The sequence below is a fragment of the Lacticaseibacillus kribbianus genome (genome assembly GCF_020180945.1).
Classification (GTDB): Bacteria; Bacillota; Bacilli; order Lactobacillales; family Lactobacillaceae; genus Lacticaseibacillus; species Lacticaseibacillus kribbianus.
In genome coordinates, this window is sequence record NZ_JAIPUL010000001.1 from 145,374 (window position 1) to 165,041 (window position 19,668).

Sequence of the window (19,668 nt, forward strand, 5' to 3'; positions counted from 1 at the left end):
AGGCTGTCACGCAACGCAAAGGAGGACGAACCATGCTGTTTGAACCGAATACGACTATCGTGTGCGCCGGGGATTCCGTCACCGACGCCGGGCGCAACTACGACGCCGAGCCCGGGGGCTGGGACTCCTGGGGGCAGGGGTACGTCGCGCTGATCAACGCGGCGTTGACCGCCGGCGCCCCGGCGGCACGGCTGTCCGTCATCAACGCCGGGGTCAACGGCGACACGGTCGTCAAGCTGGCCGCGCGCTGGGACCAAGACGTGCTGGCGCACCACCCGGATTACGTCTCGATCATGATCGGCATCAACGACGTCTGGCGCTTCTTTGACAGCCAGTTCCGCCGCCGCGCCGACCTGGTGGACGTCGCCCTGTACACCAAGACCTACCAGGAGCTGATCGACCGGACACAAAAGGCCGGTGCCACACCGCTGATCGTCAGCCCCGTGATGTGGGAGTTGAACCTTGAAGACGCGATGCGCGCCAAGCTGGTGGCCTATCAGCAGGCGGCCGCGAAGCTGGCGGCGGCCAACGGGCTGTTGTACATCGACGCGCAGGCGGCGGTCAACCGCTTCCTGGACCAGGCCAGCGTGTTCGGCATCACGATGGACCGGGTGCACCCGAACCTGCAGGGGTCGGCGGTGATCGCCAAGGCCTGGCTGGATGCAGTCGGACTGGATTGGAGGGCATGATGGCACACACGTTCAAGGAGATTCAGGCGGTCAACGCCGCCGGGCCCTACCACGCGGACTGGGCCAGCATCGGGCAGCACCCGGCGCCGGACTGGTTCCGGCGGGCGAAGTTCGGCATTTTTACCCACTGGGGCGTCTACACGGTGCCCGAGTACAGCAACGAGTGGTACTCGCGCAACATGTACATCAAGGGCTACCCGGCCTTCGCCCACCACGTCGCGACGTACGGGCCGCAAAAGGACTTCGGCTACAAGGACCTGATTCCGCTGTTCACGGCGCCGAAGTTCGACGCCGGCGCCTGGCTTGACCTGTTCAAGCGCGCCGGGGCCAAGTACTACTTCCCGGTGTCCGAGCACCACGACGGCTTTCAGATGTACCGCTCCGAACTTTCGCACTGGAACGCCTACGAGATGGGACCGCACCGCGACGTCCTGGGCGAGCTGCGGACCGCGACGCTTGAGGCCGGGCTGCACTTTGCCACTTCCAACCACCGCGCCGAGCACTGGTGGTTCATGGGTCACGGCCGCGAGTTCGACTCCGACGTGCGTGAGCCGATGAAAAAGGGCGACTTCTACTGGCCCGCGCAGCCGGAGCCGGACAACCAGGCGCTTTTCTCCAAGCCGTACCCGACGGCTGAGTACCTGGAGGACTGGGTCGAGCGCGTCTGCGAGATCATCGACAACTACCGCCCGGAGCTCTTGTACTTCGACTGGTGGCTGCAGCACGCGGCCTTCAAGCCGTACATGCAGGAGCTGACCGCGTACTACTACAACCGCGCCAGCGAGTGGGGCATCCCCGTCAGCATCTGCTACAAGTACGACGGCATGGCCTGGGGCGCGGGCATCCCGGACGTCGAGCGCGGCGGCTTCGCGCAGGCGACGCCGTACTATTGGCAGACCGACACGGCGATCGCGAACAACTCGTGGTGCTACACGGACTCGCTGGAGTACAAGGGCGTCAACGAGCTGTTGATCGCGCTGATCGACGCGGTGGCCAAAAACGGCAACCTGCTGCTCAACGTCGGCCCGCGCGCCGACGGGTCGATCGCGCCGCACGACCAAGCGATCCTTTCGGCGATCGGCGACTGGCTGGGCATCAACGGCGAGGGCATCTACGACAGCGTGCCGTGGAAGCAGTACGGCGAGGGCCCGACCAACGTGTCCGGCGGGATGTTCGAGGACCTGTCCAAGCTGGCGTACGGGCCGGCGGATGTCCGCTACACGGCGGGCAACGGCAGCGTCTACGCGTTCCTTTTGGCGCCGGGGTCAACCGCGGTGCTCACCGCCTTTCACCTGTTCGCCGACAAGAATCAGCCGCCGTTTCACGGGGTGATCAAGCGCATCAGCCAGCTGGGTCAAGGCCCGGTCGACTGGCACATCGAACCGGACGGCATGCACGTGGCGCTTCGGCCGAGCCAAGTCGGCCGGCCGGTGGCGCTCAAGATTGAGGTGGAGTGAAAAAATGCAAACATTCGTACACACGGTGACGACGCCACTGTCTAACAGCGCAAAGGTTTACGGTTACGTGCTCGACAACTTCGCGGAGATGGACACCAAGCGGGTGCGCCCGACCATCGTCTTGTGCCCGGGCGGCGGCTACGTGATGACCTCCGACCGCGAGGCGGAGCCGGTCGCGGTGCGCTTTTTGGCGATGGGCTACAACGTCTTCGTGCTGCGCTACAGCGTCGCTCCGGCGCGCTACCCCGTGGCGCTGTTGGAGCTGGCGACGGTGGTGCAAGACGTGCGCGCACACGCCGCCGAGTACCACGTCGATCCCCACAAGCTGATCATCGCCGGCTTCTCCGCCGGCGGGCACCTGGCGGCCGATTTTGCCACCCAGTGGGACCAGGACCTCGCAACCGAGTTCGGCTTCGCTCCGGAGGCAATCCGCCCCGACGGCCTGTTCCTCGGCTACTCGGTGATCACGTCAGGGCCCCTGGCGCACCACGACTCGTTCAAGGCGCTGCTGGGCGACGATTACGGCGACCCGGCGCTGATGGCCAAGGTCTCGCTTGAAAATCGGGTGACCAAGACCACGCCGAAGACCTTCCTGTGGACCACGGCGACGGACGACTGCGTCCCGGCGCAAAACTCGCTGATGTTCGCCAGCGCCCTGCAGGACGCCGGCGTGTCCGTCGAGCTGCACGTGTTCCCCAAGGGCGGCCACGGCCTGAGCCTGGCCACCGCCGAAACGGCGATCGCGGAGAACGGCTACGGGATTCAGTCGCAGGTCGACGCCTGGCCGAGCCTGTTTCAGGCCTGGGTCACCAACAACTTCTAGGAGGCAGACATGAGCTATCTTTGTTACGACGTCGGCGGCACGTTCGTGAAGTACGCGACCTTCGACGCGCAGAACCATTTTCTGACCAAGGGCAAGTACCCGACCCACTCGGACGACCCGGAGCAGTTCTTCGCGGACATGGCAGACATCGCCAACCAGAATCCGGACGTTGAGGCCATCGGCATTTCCTTCCCGGGCTTCATCGACGTCACCACAGGGGTTGCGGTGCGCGCCGGCGCCCTGGGCCAGCTGGACGGCTACAACCTGATCGACCACTTCAAGGCCCACCTGACCCACAAGGTGCCGGTGGCGGTCGAAAACGACGCGAAGTGCGCCGCCTTGGCCGAGGGCCTGAACGGCAACGCGCAGGGGCTTGACGACTACGCGGTGCTGACCCTGGGCACCGGCGTCGGCTGTGGCCTGGTGGTCAACGGCAAGCTGGTGCACGGCAAGCACTTCCGCGCCGGCGAGTACGGGATGTCGGTCACCGACTTCACGACCCGCGGCTTCGCGACCCTGCACGACATGGCCTCGACCAGCGCCCTGGTGCGCGCGTACGCCAAGCTCAAGGGCATCGCGTACGAAGACGCCAGCGGCGAGCAGCTGATGGGCGAGCTGGCTGACCCGGCGGTGAACCAGGTGGTTGAGGACTGGGCGGACCACGTCGCCGTGGCCATCTACAACCTGGTGGCGACCACCGATCCGGAGCGCATCCTGATCGGCGGCGGCATCTCCAAGAACCCAAAGATTCTGCCGTTCATCGAGGCGGCGCTTGAGAAGAACCCGTTTTGGGTCAAGGACTACCGCACGCCGGTGGTGCTGTGCAAGCACGACAACGACGCCGGACTGCTCGGCGCGCTGGCCGTGGCGCAGCAGTCGGCCAAGTAAGGAGGCACACATGTACTACGATAAGCTGAACGATTTTCCCAAAGACTTCCTCTGGGGCGCGGCCAGCGCCGCCTACCAGGTGGAGGGCGCCTACGCAACGGACGGCAAGGGCCCCTCAATCTGGGACACCTACGCCCACACGCCGGGCAACACCTACAAGGGCACGACCGGCGACGTGGCGATCGACCACTACCACCACATGGAAGAGGACGTCGCGCTGATGGCGAAGCTGGGGCTCAAGGCCTACCGCTTCTCCGTGGCCTGGAGCCGCGTGATTCCCGACGGCGAGGGCGCAGTCAACGCGGCCGGGCTTGATTTTTACCGCCGCCTGATCGCAGCGCTGCGCAAAAACGGCATCGAGCCGGTGCTGACGCTGTACCACTGGGACCTGCCGCAGGCGCTTCAGGACAAGTACAACGGCTGGGAGTCGCGCCAGGTGATTCCGGCCTTCGCGCACTACTGCCGCACCCTGTTTGAGGCGTTCGGCGACTCGGTCAAGTACTGGGTCACCATGAACGAGCAAAACGTGTTCACCGGCATGGGCTACCGCTGGGGCAACCACCCGCCTAAGGTCCAGGACGTGCGTCGGATGTACGCGGCCAACCACATCGTCAACCTGGCCAACGCCACGGCAATCAACCTGTTCCACGAGCTGGTCCCGAACGGCATGATCGGCCCAAGCTTCGGCTACGGCCCGGTCTACCCGCTGACCGGCGACCCCAACGACGTGCTGGCGGCGCTGAACGCCGACGACTTCAACAACAACTGGTGGCTGGATGTCTACTGCCGCGGCGAGTACCCGTACTTCATGCGCCGCACGCTGGAAAAAGCCGGCATCATGCCGGAGGTCACGGCAGAAGACGACACGCTGCTCAAGAGCGCCAAGCCCGATTTTTTGGGCATCAACTACTACCACGGCGGCACGGTGCAGCAAAACCGGCTGGAGAAGCCGGTCAAGGACGCGGAGCAAAAGGACTTCTCCGCCACCGACCCGTACCTGATGCAGCCCAAGGGCGAGCAGGCGCAAAACCCCGAAGTGCCGATGTTCAACTCCGTGTCCAACCCGTACCTGAAGAAGACGGACTGGGGCTGGGAGATCGACCCCGTCGGCTTCCGCGTCGCGCTGCGCCAAGTCTACGAGAAGTACCGCCTGCCGCTGTTCGTGACGGAAAACGGCCTGGGCGCGCTCGATAAGCTCGAGGACGGTCAGGTCAACGACGACTACCGCATCGCCTACCTCGAGGACCACGTGCGCACGATGAAGGAGGCCGTGACCGACGGCGTCGACCTGATCGGCTACTGCGCCTGGAGCTTCTCGGACATCTTGTCTTGGCTCAACGGCTACCGCAAGCGCTACGGCTTCGTCTTCGTCGACCGCGACGACGACGGCCCCAAGGACCTGCGCCGCATCCCGAAGAAGAGCTTCTACTGGTACCACGACCTGATCCAAGACAACGCGGCGGGCATTCAGCCGCTTCCGGCAACAAAGGAGTAATCATGCAAGCTAACCGTAACCTTGTGCGGGTCCTGAACGTGCAGCATGTGCTGCAGCAGGCCTTCAACTACGGGCCAATCTCCCGCAGCCAGATTTCCAAGAACCTCGGCCTCAACAAGGTCACGGTGTCAGACATTGTCTCCGAGCTGATCGACGCCGGCTACCTGCTCGAGTCCGGGCAGGGGGACAGCACCCGCAACGGTGGCCGCAAGCCGACCATCCTGCGCTTCAACGCCGACCTCGGCTACGTGGTCAACTTCGACCTCGGGGCCGACTACATCGACCGCATGATCAACCGGCTCGACGGCACCGTGGTGGCCGTCGACCGCTACGAGACGGGCGACATGGCCATCGAAAAGCGGCTGGACCGGATGGTGGCGACCGCGCGCGACGTCGGACTGCCCGCCGGAATGCCGCTGTTGGGCGTCGGGGTGGCGATCCACGGCATCGTTTTTGAGAACCGCGTGCTTTACACGCCGTTCATCGACTTCAAGGACCTGGACATCGCCGAGATTCTGCGGCGGCGCCTGGGCGTGCCGGTGGTGCTTCAAAACGAGGCGAACCTGAGCGTCATCTACGAGCGCGACTTCGAAAGCCAAGACGCGATCGACAACATCGTCTGCGTCAGCATCCACCGCGGCATCGGCGCCGGCATCATCCTGAACAACCGCCTGCACACGGGCAAGGCGGGGGAAGCCGGCGAAATCGGCCAGACCATCCTGTACGACCGCGCGCTCAAGGGCCGCCAGCACCCGACCAAGATTGAAAGCCTCTGCTCCGAAACGGCGATCGTCGACCGGCTGCGCCAAGCCGCCGGGGACCAGACGCTGACGCGCGCGGACCTGGTGGCGCGCTACCACGAGGGTGACGCGCAGGCCATCGCGATCCTCGACGATTTTTGCTACGACATCGCCAACATCATCTACAACACCATCATCACGCTGGACCCGCGCCGCGTGGCGATTAACTCGCCGCTGATTGCGGAGGTGCCGGAGCTTCTGCCGGCCATCAAGGCCAAAATCCCGCACCTGACCACCCAGGAGACCAAGATCTACCTGGTCGACGACGTCCGCAATTGCACGTTGCTAGGCGCCTGCGCGACCCTGATCCAGCAGCTCCTCGACGTCCGCCCGGGTGAGCTGAACTTCCGGCGGTAACGCCTGCCGGGCTCCGGCGCGGAGGAGCTACGGCTTCCGGTGCCGGCCCGGGGCGGCGGAACGCGTGCGGCTCCCGCAAGCCCGAAGACCGGTCTTGCGACCCGCCGTTGCGGTAAGCTGGCAAAACCGGCCAGCCAACCGCAATGTCACGCTGGCTCGCCCCGGGCCGGCACCTCCAGCCGTGGCTCGTCCGCGCCTCCGCCCTACAGCGTGGGCCGACAGAAACGCCGCCGTGACACGGCAAGTAGGCAGTGGGCACAGTTCCGTAGCCAGTGTCCGCCGTCAGCCACCGTGTCAGGCGGTTGCTGGGGCTTCACCCTAGATGGCGCAGCACGGGTCAGATTCGGCTCGGCGGGGACCCGGTCGCGGTTTTTTGCGGGAAATTGAGAAAAAGTCCCGCCGGCGGCTTGTGTTTGCCAGCTGAAAGCGCTACAATTCATCTGTAAGTTAAATATACTAACTAACTCGAACAAAGTGGCTAAGAAAGGAAACTTTTGCATGGCTAAGACATATTTTCCAAACGTTGATAAGATTCCGTTCGTCGGGACCAGCTCCCTGAAGTCGGGGCTGAACTACCACTACTACAACGCCGATGAGGTGATCGGTGGCAAGAAGATGCGCGACTGGCTGCGCTTTTCCGTCGCCTACTGGCACACCTTTGGCCAGCAGCTCAACGACATCTTCGGCGACGGCACCGCGATTCGCCCTTGGAACGGCCTGACCGGCATGGACCTGGCCAAGGCCCGCGTCGAGGCAGCCTTTGAGTTCTACGACAAGATGGGCGTCGACTTCTTCTGCTTCCACGACCGCGACATCGCCCCTGAAGGCGACACGCTGCGCGAAACCAACAAGAACATCGAGACCATCACCGACATGTTCGTCGACTACCAGAAGCAGACCGGCATGAAGGTGCTCTGGAACACGGCCAACATGTTCACGAACCCTCGCTTTGTCTCCGGCGCGGCTTCCAGCCCGTTCGCCGACATCTTCGCCTTCGCGGCTGCGCAGGTCAAGGAAGGCCTCGACACCGCCAAGAAGGTCGGCGCCGAGAACTACGTGTTCTGGGGCGGCCGTGAAGGTTACGAGACGCTGCTCAACACCGACATGCTCCGCGAGCAGGAGCACCTGGCCAAGTTCTTCCACATGGCCGCCGATTACGCCAAGGAAATCGGCTACACCGGCCAGCTGCTGCTTGAACCAAAGCCTAAGGAACCGATGATGCACCAGTACGACTTCGATGCCGCCACCACCATCGCCTTCATGAAGACTTACGGCCTGGACGGCACCTACAAGCTGAACCTGGAAGGCAACCACGCCAACCTGGCCGGCCACACCTACCAGCACGAAATCCGCACGGCGCGCGAGGCAGGTCTGCTCGGTTCTTTGGACGCCAACCAGGGCGACAAGCTGATCGGCTGGGACATCGACGAGTTCCCATCAGACCTGTACGAGGCGACGCTTGCGATGTACGAAGTCGTTGAAAACGGCGGCCTTGGCAAGGGCGGTCTGAACTTCGACGCCAAGCCACGGCGCTCCAGCTTCACGCCGGAAGACATGTTCTACGGCCACATCGTCGGCATGGACACCTTCGCCGCCGGGCTGAAGGTTGCGACCCGCCTGCACGACGACCGTGTCTTCGATGACTTCATCAAGGACCGCTACGCAAGCTACGACGAAGGCATCGGCGCAAGCATCGAGGCCGGCAAGGAAGACTTCAAGTCCCTGAACGACTACATCATCGACAAGCCGCAGTCCGCACTGCTCGCCGCCACCAAGTCCGGTCGCCTCGAGGAGCTCAAGGACACCCTGAACCACTACATCATCGACACGTTGAAGTAAAACCCCGCTGCGGTCATCCCCCCGGTGATCGCGCAACTGCGGTCGTGCTGCATTCCCTGAATGCGGTGCGGCCGCTTTTTTCTTAAAAACAAGGAGGAACCATGACACTGAAAAAAATGCCGCTCTTGTTCGGCGGCGACTACAACCCGGAGCAGTGGCCCGAAGCCACCTGGGAAGACGACCTGATTCAATTACAGCGAGCGCACATCAACTCGCTGACGCTCAACGTGTTCTCGTGGGCGCTGCTTCAGCCCGACGAGGCGACCTACGACTTCACCATGCTCGACAAGATCATGGCGCTGGCCGGCCGCTACGACATGCAGATCGTGCTGGCGACGGCCACCGGGGCGCTGCCGGCCTGGCTGGTCGCCAAGTACCCGGACGTCGCGCGCACCGACATCAACGGCCGCCACGCGCGCCAGGGGATGCGCCACAACGCCTGCCCGAGCTCGCCGAACTTCCAGCGCTTAGCCAAGGCACTCGCTGGCCAGCTGGCCGCGCGCTACCACGACGACCCGGCGCTTGCCTGCTGGCACATCTCTAACGAGTACGGCGGCCAGTGCTACTGCGATAACTGCGCGGCGGCCTTTCGCACTTGGCTGCAGGCGCACTACACGGACCTCGCCGCGGTCAACGCGGCCTGGAACAGCAACTTCTGGGGCCACACGTTCCACGCGTGGTCCGAGATCCTGCCGCCGATGCACCTGACCGACATGATCGATGCCGGCACCGACAAGCCCGTTTTGGCCGGCGCGGCGCTTGACTACCGCCGCTTCCAGTCCGACGCGATGCTCGCCAACTTCAAGGCCGAAAAGGCGGCGATCCGCGCGGTCGATGCGACCACGCCGATCACCACCAACCTGATGAGCACCCAAAAGGACCTGGACTACTTCCAGTGGGCCAAGGAGATGGACCTGGTCTCCTGGGACAACTACCCGAGCTTCGACACGCCGGCCAGCGAGACGGCGATGAAGCACGACCTGATGGCAGGCGTCTTACAAAAGCCGTTCATGCTGATGGAGCAGACCCCAAGCCAGCAGAACTGGCAGCCGTACTGCGCGCTCAAGAAGCCGGGCGAGATGCGGATGCTGTCCTATCAGGCCGTCGCCCACGGCGCCAACACGGTGCAGTTCTTCCAGATGAAGCAGTCGCAAAACGGCATCGAGAAGTTCCACGGCGCCGTGATCTCTCACGTCCAGGCCACCGGCCAGCACGAGACCCGCGTGTACCGCGAGGTCAAGCAGCTGGGCGCCGAGCTGGCTCAGCTGCCAGAGGACCTGTTGGCCAGCGCCAACCACGCCCAGGTTGCGGTGCTGTTCGATTGGCCGAGCTTTTGGGGCGTCGAGTACGCCACCGGCCCGAGCCGCCAGATGGATTACGTCAAGCAGGTCCACCTGTACTACCAGATGTGCTACGACCGCGGCATCGACGTCGCGGTGATCGGCAAGGACACCCCGTTCGACGGGTTCGCCGCCGTCATCGCGCCGGTGATGTACACCGCGTCGGAGCAGCTGTCCGCCAAGATCACGGATTACGTCCAAAACGGCGGGACCTTCGTGACCACCTACATGTCCGGCATCGTCGACGACCACGACAACGTGTACCTCGGCGGCTACCCGGGCAGCCTGCAGGAGGTGCTCGGCCTTTGGAACGAGGAGTTCGACGCGCTGCCGCCGGACACCACGATCAACGTCGCGCTGGGCGCCGGCAAGACCTGTTCCGCCAGCTTCCTGTGCGACGTCACGCACCCGACCACGGCCCAGGTGCTTGCGACCTACGATGACCCGCAGCTGTTTTACACCGGCGCGCCGGCCATCTGCCAAAACGACCTGGGTGAGGGCCACGCGCTGTACGTCGGCACGCAGCTCGACGCGGCGGGTCTGGAAACCCTGTTCGGCCACATCGCGCAGGCGGCGGGGCTTGACCTGACCGGCGCGCGGCCGTTTGCCGGCGTCGAGGTCACACACCGCTACAGTGCGGCTCACACCTACACCTTTGCGGTCAACACAACGGCTGAAGCCAAGCGCGTGGCCAACCCGGCACCGGCCGGGGTCGACCTGCTGACCGGCGGCACGCCGGGCAAAGAACTCGCGCTCGCCCCGTTTGGCGTCGCGATCCTGCAGACGGCGCGCTAGGCTGCGGGCGGCGGTCACGGTTTTGACCGGCTGTCACGCGAAGCTGACTGGTAATCGGTTGCGCGGCGGGAGATATGGTAGAATGGGTACAGAATGACACACGGGCGGTCAGTCAGGCAATCGTCCGGGAGGAGTGCGGGGATGCGGACAGATAAAAACCTATTGCGGGTGCTCAACGAGAAGCGGGTGTTGACGGAGGCGTTCAACCGCGGCACGATCTCGCGCAGCCAGATTTCCAAGAACATCGGGCTGAACAAGGTGACGGTGTCGGATGTGGTCACCGGCCTGATCGAGAAGGGCTACCTGATCGAGCAGGGCCAGGGCGACTCCACCCACAACGGCGGGCGCAAGCCGACCATCCTGACCTTCAACCGCGACCTGGGCTACATCGTGACGATGGACTGGGGGTACGACTACCTGGTGATCGCCGCGGCGCGGCTGACCGGCGAGCTGTTGGTCGAGGAGGGCATCGAGATCACCGGGCGCGACTTCGCCTCGGTGCTTCAGCTCATCACCGACTGGATCGCCGACTACGACCGCGCCACGCCGCCGCACCTGCCGCTTTTGGGCATCGTGATCGCCGTTCACGGCATCGTGCACCACAACCGGGTGACCTTCTCGCCGTTCATCGACATGAATGGGGTGGACATCGCGCGGGTGCTGGAGGAGCGCTTCACCGTGCCGGTGCGGCTGCAAAACGAGGCCAACCTGTCCGCCGTGTATGAGCGTGACTTCGAGCGCCGGCGCGAGGACGAGAGCCTGGTCTGCATCAGCATCCACAAGGGGATCGGCGCGGGGATCATCATCCACGGCAAGCTGTACACCGGTCGCCACGGCGAGGCGGGCGAAATCGGGCACACCGTGGTGTACGACCACGCCTTCTTCGAGAACGGTAAGACTACCACGATTGAAAGCATCTGCTCGGAGACCGCGCTGGTGGAGAACGTGCGCGCCGAGCTCAACGATCCGACCGTCACGCGCGACCAGATCATCGCGCTGTCGCGGCAGGGCGACCCGGTCGTCCTGCGCGAGCTCGCGCGCTTTTGCCGCTACATCGCCAACGTGATCTACAACATCACGGTGGCGCTGGACCCGCGGCGCGTGATGCTCAACTCCGGCCTGATTGCCAAGCTGCCGGAGCTGCTCGACCAGATTCGCAAGGACCTGCCGAGCCTGACCGCCGAGGCCACCGAGATCGACCTGGTCGACGATGTGCGCCACTGCATCCTGCTCGGCGGCTGCGCGATGCTGACGCACGACCTGCTCAACGTCGAGTCCGGCCAGCTGACCTTCGGCACGCAGGTCGACACCCTGACGCCGGGTGCCGAGCAGGCGTAGGCCGGAATCACCACACCGAGTTTGCCCCCGGCAGTCCGCCGCACGGATTGCCGGGGGCTTTTGTGTGCGCCGGGGCGGCGCGTGGGTACTGGGGCCACCGGCCAGCGCAGGGTGGTGACTGGGCCGTGCGTTGGCGCAAGGACCCCGGCGCTGGAAGGACGGCCGGCATTCGCCCGGTTTGCCGCGATTGTTCCGGCAACCTTTTGGTCGGCGGGGCCTGAAAGGGCTTGCGTTCGCGGCGTGTAACCGCTACAATTTAAGCGTAAGTAAAGGAAACTAACAAACTTAAAAAGCACGGAAAGGAGTGCGCAGGGTGAGCCCTGCGTCACACACAATATGGAATACGTCATTGGGGTCGATCTGGGAACCAGCGCGGTGAAGGTGCTGTTGGTCACAAGGGACGGGGCGGTGGTCGCCACCGGCTCGCGGCCGTACCCGCTGAGCCAGCCGCAGCCGGGGTACAACGAGCAGAATCCCGACCACTGGGTGGAGGCGACGGCCGGCGCGATCAAGGACGTGCTGCGCCAAAGCGGCGTGGCCGCGGCCGACGTCAAGGGCCTGAGCTACTCCGGTCAGATGCACGGGCTGGTGCTGCTGAACGCGGCGGGCCGGCCGCTGCGCCCGGCGATCCTCTGGAACGACACGCGCACCACCAAGCAGTCGGAAGAGATCATGGCGACGATGGGTCAGACCTTTGTCGACATCACGCGCAACCGGCCGCTTGAGGGCTTCACGCTGCCCAAGCTGCTGTGGGTCAAGGAGAACGAGCCCGAGATTTTCGCTCAGGCCACCACGTTCCTTTTGCCCAAGGACTACCTGCGCTACAAGATGACCGGCCAGATTCAGATGGAGCTGTCCGACGCGGCCGGCACGGTGATGCTGGACGTCGCCGCCGGCCGGTGGAGTAGCGCCGTCTTGGCCGTGTTCGACCTGCCGGAGAGCCTGTGCCCGCCGTTGATCCAGGCGACGGACCAGGCCGGCACGCTGACTGCGACCTTCGCTGCGGCGGTCGGCCTGGAGCCGGGGCTGCCGGTGTTCGGCGGCGGCGCGGACAACGCCTGCGGGGCGATTGGGGCCGGCATCACCAACCCCGACCAGGGCATGTGCAGCATCGGCACCTCGGGCGTGGTGCTGGGCTACGAGCCCGACGCGACGCACGACTACCACGGCGACCTGCACTTTTTCAACCACGCGATTCCGGGCGCCTACTACTCGATGGGCGTGACGCTCGCGGCCGGCTACAGCCTGAGCTGGCTGAAGAAAACCTTCGCGCCGGATGACGACTTCGACGACTTCATGCAGGCGACGCTGGACACGAGCATTGGCGCCAACGGCCTGCTGTTCACGCCGTACATCGTTGGCGAGCGCACGCCGTACGCCGACGCGGCGATTCGCGGCAGCTTCATCGGCGTCGACAGCCGCCAGGACAAGGGTGACTTCATCCGCGCCGTGATGGAGGGCGTCACCTTCTCGTTCAAGGACATCCTGGCCCTGTACGAGGCCAACGGCAAAACGTTCACGAAGCTGACCTCGATCGGCGGCGGCGCGCACAGCCCGCTGTGGCTGCAGATTCAGGCCGACGTCTTCGACAAGCCGGTAGTCTGCCTGCAAAGCGAGCAGGGACCGGGCCTCGGCGCCGCGATGATTGCCGCGGTCGGCCTGGGCTGGTTCAAGGACTTCGCGGACTGCGCAAAGACCTTCGTGCACGAGCGCGAGACCTACCTGCCCAACCCCGCGCACGTCGCCAAGTACGCCAAGCTCTACAAGCTGTACCAGCAGGTTTACCCGCAGACCAAGGCACTCTCAAAGGCCCTCGCCGAATTCCGCGCGTAGGCCACGCAAAGAAGCACCGCCATCCCGAATCGGGACGGCGGTGCTTCTTTTGCGTGGCATCGGCTTAGACTGTCAGGTGCATTCTAGTCCTGATTCTGCTTGGCCAAAAGGTCGCGAATCTCGGTCAAGAGGGCCTCTTCCTTGGTAGGGCCGGCCGGGGCCGCCGGTTTCTTTGGCATCAGGCGGTTCACGGTGCGCACAATCAAGAACACGATGAAGGCGACGATCAGGAAGTTGATGATGTCGCTTAAAAACGCACCGTACGTGAACTTGGCGCCGAGCACGGAGAAGCTGAGCTTGGCCAGGTTGGTGCTTTTGGTGAACATGCCGAGAATCGGGCCGATCAGGTTGTCGGTCAAGGACGTCACCAGCTTGGTGAACGCGCTGCCGATGATGACGCCGACGGCAAGGTCTAAGACGTTGCCGCGCATGATGAACGCTTTGAATTCTTTGAACACAGAGGAACCTCCTGGTGCCGGTTTTGCCGGCTACTTTTTCCTTCAGTATACCGGTCTTGGCCCGGCCTTTTCAATCGTTGAATGCGCTTGCATTTTGGAATCGTCCTCCCTCATAATTAAAGAGAGACGGCAAGGAGGAGAGCGTATGACACCAGAGGAAGCCAAGACCCTGATCGACGCCGCCGTGGCGCACATCGATTCGGTGATTGTGGGGAAAAAACAGGTGATCCGGATGACCATCGCCGCGCTTTTGGCCGGCGGGCACGTCCTGTTCGAAGACATTCCCGGCGTGGGCAAAACCACGCTGGCCAAGGCGCTCGCCCGCACCTTCATGGGCGAGTTCCACCGCATCCAGTTCACGCCCGACCTGCTGCCAAGCGACATCCTGGGCGTGACCGTGTTCGACCAGAAGCTTGGGAGCTTTCGCTTCCAGAAGGGGCCGGTGTTCACCGCGTTCCTTTTGGCCGACGAGATCAACCGCGCGACGCCCAGGGTGCAGTCCGCGCTGCTTGAGGCGATGGCGGAGCGGCGCGTCACCATCGACGACCGCACGCACGACCTGCCGGCGGACTTTTTCGTGCTGGCGACGCAAAACCCGGTGGACTACGAGGGCACCTACCCGCTGCCCGAGGCCCAGCTCGACCGCTTCCTGATGCGGCTGTCGGTCGGCTACCCGGACGCGACGGCGGAGCGGGAGCTGCTGGCGCTGGGCGCGGCCGCCCCGCGGCTGGAGGTGCTGGAGCCGCTGGTGACGCTGGCGCAGCTGGAGGCGCTCAAGGGGCTGGCCGCGACCACCGCGGTGGCGCCGAGCCTGTTGGACTACGTGATGGCGCTGGTGCTGGCGACCCGGGCGCACCCGGAGCTTGCCACCGGCGTGTCGCCGCGCGGGGCGCTGGCCCTGGTGGCGGCGGCCAAGGCCTACGCCGTGGTCGCCGGCCGCGATTTCGTCACGCCCGACGACCTGCAGCAGATGGCGCCGGTGGTGTTGACCCACCGCCTGCTGGTGCGGCCGGGCGCGACGGCAACGGCGGCCGAGGTGCTTGCGGAGTGCCTCGCGGCGACGCCGGTGCCGGTGCGCGAATCATGAGGCGGGTGGTCGCGCGCGACGGCCTGGTGCTTGTGCTGTGCGCGCTTGTCTTCCTATTCGGTGCGGCCTTCAACACCGACACCGGCTGGACGCTGGGGCTGGCCGCGGCCGGGCTGGTTCTGGTCGGCGCGCTGACGCTGTTGTGGCCGCTGGGTCAGGTGCAGGCCGAATCCCGCGCGCAGACGTCCGCGGAGGTGCCGGTGACGCTTGCGCTGTCCGGGCGCGCCTGGTTCGCGCAGCTGTCCGTGCAAGGCGGCGTTGCACCGGCCGTTTTCACTCCGGTGCTGGGGAGCGCCGCCGGCAGCGTCGAGGTCGTCTTGGCCCGCGGCCGCTACCGCCGGTTGCCGCTGACGCTGGTGGCGACGGACGCCGTCGGTCTGCTGCAGAAAACGCGCCCGCTGATCCTCAAGTCGCCGCTTCTGGTCGGCCCCCGGCGTGAGGCGGACCTCTGCGCCCGGCTGTACCCGGTGATGCGCGCGGCCACGGCGCGCATGCAGGCGTCGGCGGGGGCGCCGAGCTTCGATCTGATCGGCCTGCGCCCTTACGTGGCCGGGGATCCGATCCAGGCCATCGACTGGAAGCTGACGGCCAAAAGCGGGGCGGCCATCGTGCGGCAGACCAAGGCCGCGGCGCCGGTGACCTGGCAGGCGGTGCTGGTGCCCGACGCCGCCGAGTTCGAGCTGCAGCTGGCCCTAGTGCACACCCTAGCCGCCCGAGGTCTTTGGCACGAGCTGACCGCGCTGACGTTGAGCGGCCCGGTGCGCCAGCCCGGGGCGGACTGGTTCGCGACCGTTCAGGCGGCCACCGTGCCGCTCGGCGACCTGACCAACCTGAGCAGCCGGCCGACCATCGTGTTCTGCCCGGCCGCCGCGGTCGCGGCGGTGCAGGCCGCCCTGCAGCCGCGGCCGGTGATGGTGGTGGCGCTGACGCCGGCCGGGACGGTGGTGACCTGTGGCGCCCGCGCGCAGCTGGTGCGGAGGGCGGCGTCATGACGGCCGGGGGCAAGACGGCGGCAAGCAAGCCGGCCGCCAGTGTACCGGGGGCCGGTGCGGGCGCGCGCCGCGCAACGGCCGCCGGGCGCGCGCACCGGCTGCCCGTCGCCACGCTTTGGCGCGCCGGGCTGATGCTCTGGCTCGGCCAGGTGCTCCTCACGCCCTACCTCGAGGTCAACGCGCTGAACGCCCCGTGGGCGATGCGCGGCTTTGCCGCCCTTGCCGTAGGACTTGCGCTGGGCTGGCGGTTGTGGCCGCGCTGGCGCGTCCTGTGGCTCGGGGCGCTGGCGTCTGCCTTGCTTGGCGCCTGGTGGCTGCTGTTGCCCGCCGTCAGCCGCGAGGGGCAGGACCTGCCGGCGCTCGGCCGCCAGCTGGTGGAGGCCTGGCACGGGCTGATCGCCCGCGGCGGGGTCAACGTCGCGGCGCTTTTGGCCGCGGGACTCGGGCTTCTGTTCGTCCTGGCGCTTGCGGTGCTCGGAGTGCGGCTCGTGCACCCCTACCTGGCGCTGCTGCTGGTGCTGTGGTACGTCCTGATGGTGCACGCGGTCAACGGCAACCCGCTGGTGGGAGCGAGCCTGCAGCTTCTGGCCATCGCCTGCCTGATCAACGCGGGCTCGTGGCGCGGGGTGCTGGCTCGCGGCGCGGTGGCGGCGGCGATCGCCGGTGGCGCGACGCTTGGGGTTACCTACTTCTCTGATCCGCTCGACGTCGCCACCGTGCCGGTGCGCAACTGGGTCAACGCCTCGGGGCTCTACGACGTGCTGCTGGCGATGACGGCCGAAAATGCGCGCACCGGCTACAGCGACAACGACACGACGCTCGGCGGACCGGTGTACGACGACACCACGCCGGTTTTCGCCGTGCGTGCCAAGTCGCCGTTTTACCTGCGGGTGACGGCCAAAACCGACTACACCGGCCGCGGCTGGACCGAGGTGACCGACCAGCGGGTGGAGCGTCAGCGGCTCCACTATGAGGACGGCAACCTGCACGGCTTCGAGGATGCAGAGGCCGCGGCCTACGGAGAACCGATGGCCGCGACCATCACCGCGCAGGACACCATCACCTACTTCGGTCTGCCCAACGCGGACGTCGGCATCAAAACGGTGGCGCCGGGCGAGGTCTCCGATCTGTTCTACGACTACGCCTCGGCGCGGCTGTACCGCGGGCGCCAAAGCGGCATCCGCAAGCTGACCATGACGGTGGCGCTCAAGCGGCGCGACCCGGAGGCGCTGCGGCAGATCGAGACGGTGCCGGAAGCGCCGGAGGACATTCAGCTGCCGAGTGCCCTGCCCAAGCGCATCGCGCGCCTAGCCGAGCGGGTGACGCAGGGCGCGGACAACGACTACGACCGCGCGGTGGCCATCGAGCGCTACCTGCGCACCGAGGCCGGGCTGACCTACTCGAAGGTCGACACGCCCCAGACGCCACGGGGGCGCGATTACGTGGACCATTTTCTCTTCACCAGCAAGGTCGGCTACTGCGACAACTTCTCAAGCGCGATGGTGGTGATGCTGCGCAGCCTCGGCATTCCCGCGCGGTGGGCCAAAGGCTTCAATCAGGGCACCGCCGTCGGTGACAACACCTACAGCATCACCAATGCCAACGCGCACTCCTGGCCCGAGGTGGACTTCGGGGACACGTTCGGCTGGGTCGACTTCGAGCCGACGCCGGGCTTTGGCGGCACCACGCCGACGCCCCTGGCCACGCCGGTCGCCCAGGCCGCAAGCGAAAGCACGTCAAGCGCCGCCTCCTCGAGCAGCGCCAGCGTCAAAAGCGCTGTGCGGGCCCAAAGCGCAAGCAGCGCGGCGGCCCCGACGGCGACTGCAACCACCACCGGCCACGCCGGGGCGGTGCTGGCGGTCATCGCCGGCGTCCTGGCGCTTGCGCTGTGGCTGGTGCGCCGCAAGCTGCTGGCGCTGGCCGCAAGCGTCCACCTGACGCCGCAAAACTTCCCGCGCCGCTACCGGCTGCTGCTTTACGCGCTGGCCGGCGTGCACCGGCGGCCGCCGAGCCAGAACCTGGTGGCCTACGCCACGGCCGTCGAGGCGCGCCTGCCGCTGGGTGGAGCGCTCACGACGCTGACGACGGCCTACGAGGCCGCCGTGTACGGCGCGCGCCCGCAGGCCCCAACTAAGGCCTTCCGCCAGGTCGCGCGCGGGCTGCCGTGGCGCGGACGAAGGTGAGCACGAGGCAGGCCATAAGTCGGTCAGCCGGATTGTGCATGAAAGTTACATCGCAGTCGCGGGCCATAAGTCAACGCCCACGCACACAAGGCGGCCACCACGCGTTTCCTAAGTTCGGGAAACACGCGGTGGCCGCCTTGTGCTCTGGGCGAAGTGCGACTTATGGCCCAGCCTCAGTTACATCAGTGCCTGCTGCAGCGCGATGGCCAGGCCAAGCGCGGCGATCAGGCCGATGATCACGATGTGGCGGCGCTTGTGGATCACCACGAAGGCCAGGTACTCGCGGATCACGGCGTTGGGCAGGAAGTAAAACGACGTGGCCGCGCCGACCCCGTTGGCGGCGAGGCCGGCCGCGCGGGCGAAGATGCCGGCGCGCAGCAGGTGGTAGTTGTTGGTGAAAAACGCCGCCTTGTAGGGCGCGCCCTTCACCTGACGCTCGATTAGGCGCTTGGAGAACAGCATGTTCTGGTACGTGGTCTTGGACGCGTCTTCGACCAGGGTGTCGGCCTCGGGCACGCCCTGGGCTACGGCGAAGCGCTGCATCGCCAGGCCCTCGGGCAGCTTCTCGTCTGCGCCCTGGCCGCCGGAGAAGACCAGCGTCGCGCGCTTGCCCGTTTTGGCCAGCTGCTTGTCGTAGAACTTGATGCCGGCGTTGATGCGGGCGGCCAGAAGCGGCGAGACCTTATCGCCGCCGAGCAGTCCGGCGCCCAGCACGATCAGGAAGTCCTTGTCGCGGCGCGGCCGGTAGAGGTTGTACAGCACCAGCGCGGTCAGGAAGTTGTACAGCGCGACCAGCTCGTAGGCGATGCTCAGGCTGAAGAAGACGGCCAGCCCGTTGTAGACGGGGTCGGGCAAAAAGCCGCGGCCGACGCTGGCGGCGATCTCAAGCAACAAAAGCGCCAGCGCGAGCAGCAGGGTCAGCGCGTTGCCCAGCGAGTGGCCCTCGCGCCGCCACACGACCCGCGCGTTCCACAGCAGCCAGACCAGGTGCAGGGCGAAGAGCACGCCGATCACCAGCAGGAGGATGATGAACAGCGTCGCCGACACGGCGATCAACAGGCGGTTGTTGGAGCCCAGGATCAGCCCGGCCGCGGCGGTCAGGACGGTGATGGCAAACAGGTTGAACAGCAGGCCGTTGAGCAGCCGCCGCGGCTCGCGGAAGAAGCAGGTGGCAAAAAGCCCCCCGAACAGGAGCACGGGAATCAAGAGGTAGGCGACAGCGGTCATTGAGACACTTCCTTGTGGTGATTAGATTTGGGTGGGGTTATAATGAGACCAATCATTGGCTTCACAA

General features: G+C 65.7%; 15 protein-coding genes. 13 read left to right on the plus strand and 2 right to left on the minus strand.

Annotated elements, in window-relative coordinates:
• Positions 1–32 precede the first annotated feature (32 nt).
• The 10 genes from LE416_RS00735 to xylB all read left to right on the plus strand — a co-directional run bounded on the left by LE416_RS00735 (position 33) and on the right by xylB (position 13,654).
• Positions 33–689: a GDSL-type esterase/lipase family protein gene (locus LE416_RS00735; protein WP_225046592.1), complete on the plus strand. Its 657-nt coding sequence runs from the start codon at positions 33–35 to the stop codon at positions 687–689.
• Entirely contained in the window at positions 689–2,146 is a 1,458-nt protein-coding gene (locus LE416_RS00740) for an alpha-L-fucosidase (RefSeq protein ID WP_420844373.1), read from the plus strand. The genes LE416_RS00735 and LE416_RS00740 overlap by 1 nt, the downstream gene beginning before the upstream one ends.
• 4 nt (positions 2,147–2,150) lie before the next feature.
• Positions 2,151–2,969, plus strand: coding sequence for an alpha/beta hydrolase (locus LE416_RS00745; protein ID WP_225046594.1), 819 nt, complete (start codon positions 2,151–2,153; stop codon positions 2,967–2,969).
• Positions 2,970–2,978: 9 nt separating this feature from the next.
• The gene (locus LE416_RS00750; protein ID WP_225046595.1) at positions 2,979–3,857 is read left to right on the plus strand and encodes an ROK family protein; all 879 of its coding nucleotides are present in this window, start codon (positions 2,979–2,981) and stop codon (positions 3,855–3,857) included.
• A 10-nt stretch (positions 3,858–3,867) separates the two neighbouring features.
• Complete coding sequence (locus LE416_RS00755; RefSeq protein WP_225046596.1) at positions 3,868–5,352, plus strand: glycoside hydrolase family 1 protein; 1,485 nt, start codon at positions 3,868–3,870, stop codon at positions 5,350–5,352.
• A 2-nt stretch (positions 5,353–5,354) separates the two neighbouring features.
• Positions 5,355–6,509 (plus strand): ROK family protein, encoded by a 1,155-nt coding sequence (locus LE416_RS00760; protein ID WP_225046597.1) that lies wholly within the window; start codon positions 5,355–5,357, stop codon positions 6,507–6,509.
• 498 nt (positions 6,510–7,007) lie between these two features.
• Positions 7,008–8,348, plus strand: coding sequence for a xylose isomerase (xylA, locus tag LE416_RS00765; RefSeq protein WP_225046598.1), 1,341 nt, complete (start codon positions 7,008–7,010; stop codon positions 8,346–8,348).
• A gap of 101 nt (positions 8,349–8,449) precedes the next feature.
• Positions 8,450–10,483, plus strand: a complete 2,034-nt coding sequence (locus LE416_RS00770) for a beta-galactosidase (RefSeq protein WP_225046599.1) — start codon at positions 8,450–8,452, stop codon at positions 10,481–10,483.
• A 141-nt stretch (positions 10,484–10,624) separates the two neighbouring features.
• On the plus strand, positions 10,625–11,821 hold the full coding sequence (locus LE416_RS00775) for an ROK family protein (protein WP_225046600.1): 1,197 nt from the start codon (positions 10,625–10,627) through the stop codon (positions 11,819–11,821).
• Between the two features lie 336 nt (positions 11,822–12,157).
• Positions 12,158–13,654 (plus strand): xylulokinase, encoded by a 1,497-nt coding sequence (xylB, locus tag LE416_RS00780; RefSeq protein WP_225046601.1) that lies wholly within the window; start codon positions 12,158–12,160, stop codon positions 13,652–13,654.
• Positions 13,655–13,737: 83 nt separating this feature from the next.
• On the opposite strand, the gene mscL is transcribed toward xylB, so the two are convergent.
• The gene (gene mscL, locus LE416_RS00785) at positions 13,738–14,112 is read right to left on the minus strand and encodes a large-conductance mechanosensitive channel protein MscL (protein ID WP_225046602.1); all 375 of its coding nucleotides are present in this window, start codon (positions 14,110–14,112) and stop codon (positions 13,738–13,740) included.
• A 145-nt stretch (positions 14,113–14,257) separates the two neighbouring features.
• Between mscL and LE416_RS00790 the strand changes: the two genes are divergently transcribed.
• The 3 genes from LE416_RS00790 to LE416_RS00800 are packed head-to-tail and all read left to right on the plus strand — an operon-like array spanning position 14,258 to position 18,374.
• Entirely contained in the window at positions 14,258–15,199 is a 942-nt protein-coding gene (locus LE416_RS00790; RefSeq protein WP_225046603.1) for an AAA family ATPase, read from the plus strand.
• Positions 15,196–16,191, plus strand: a complete 996-nt coding sequence (locus LE416_RS00795) for a DUF58 domain-containing protein (protein ID WP_225046604.1) — start codon at positions 15,196–15,198, stop codon at positions 16,189–16,191. Before LE416_RS00790 ends, LE416_RS00795 begins: the two co-directional genes overlap by 4 nt.
• Positions 16,188–18,374 (plus strand): DUF4129 domain-containing transglutaminase family protein, encoded by a 2,187-nt coding sequence (locus LE416_RS00800; protein ID WP_225046605.1) that lies wholly within the window; start codon positions 16,188–16,190, stop codon positions 18,372–18,374. Before LE416_RS00795 ends, LE416_RS00800 begins: the two co-directional genes overlap by 4 nt.
• A 177-nt stretch (positions 18,375–18,551) precedes the next feature.
• On the opposite strand, the gene LE416_RS00805 is transcribed toward LE416_RS00800, so the two are convergent.
• Complete coding sequence (locus tag LE416_RS00805) at positions 18,552–19,601, minus strand: YdcF family protein (protein WP_225046606.1); 1,050 nt, start codon at positions 19,599–19,601, stop codon at positions 18,552–18,554.
• Positions 19,602–19,668 lie beyond the last annotated feature (67 nt).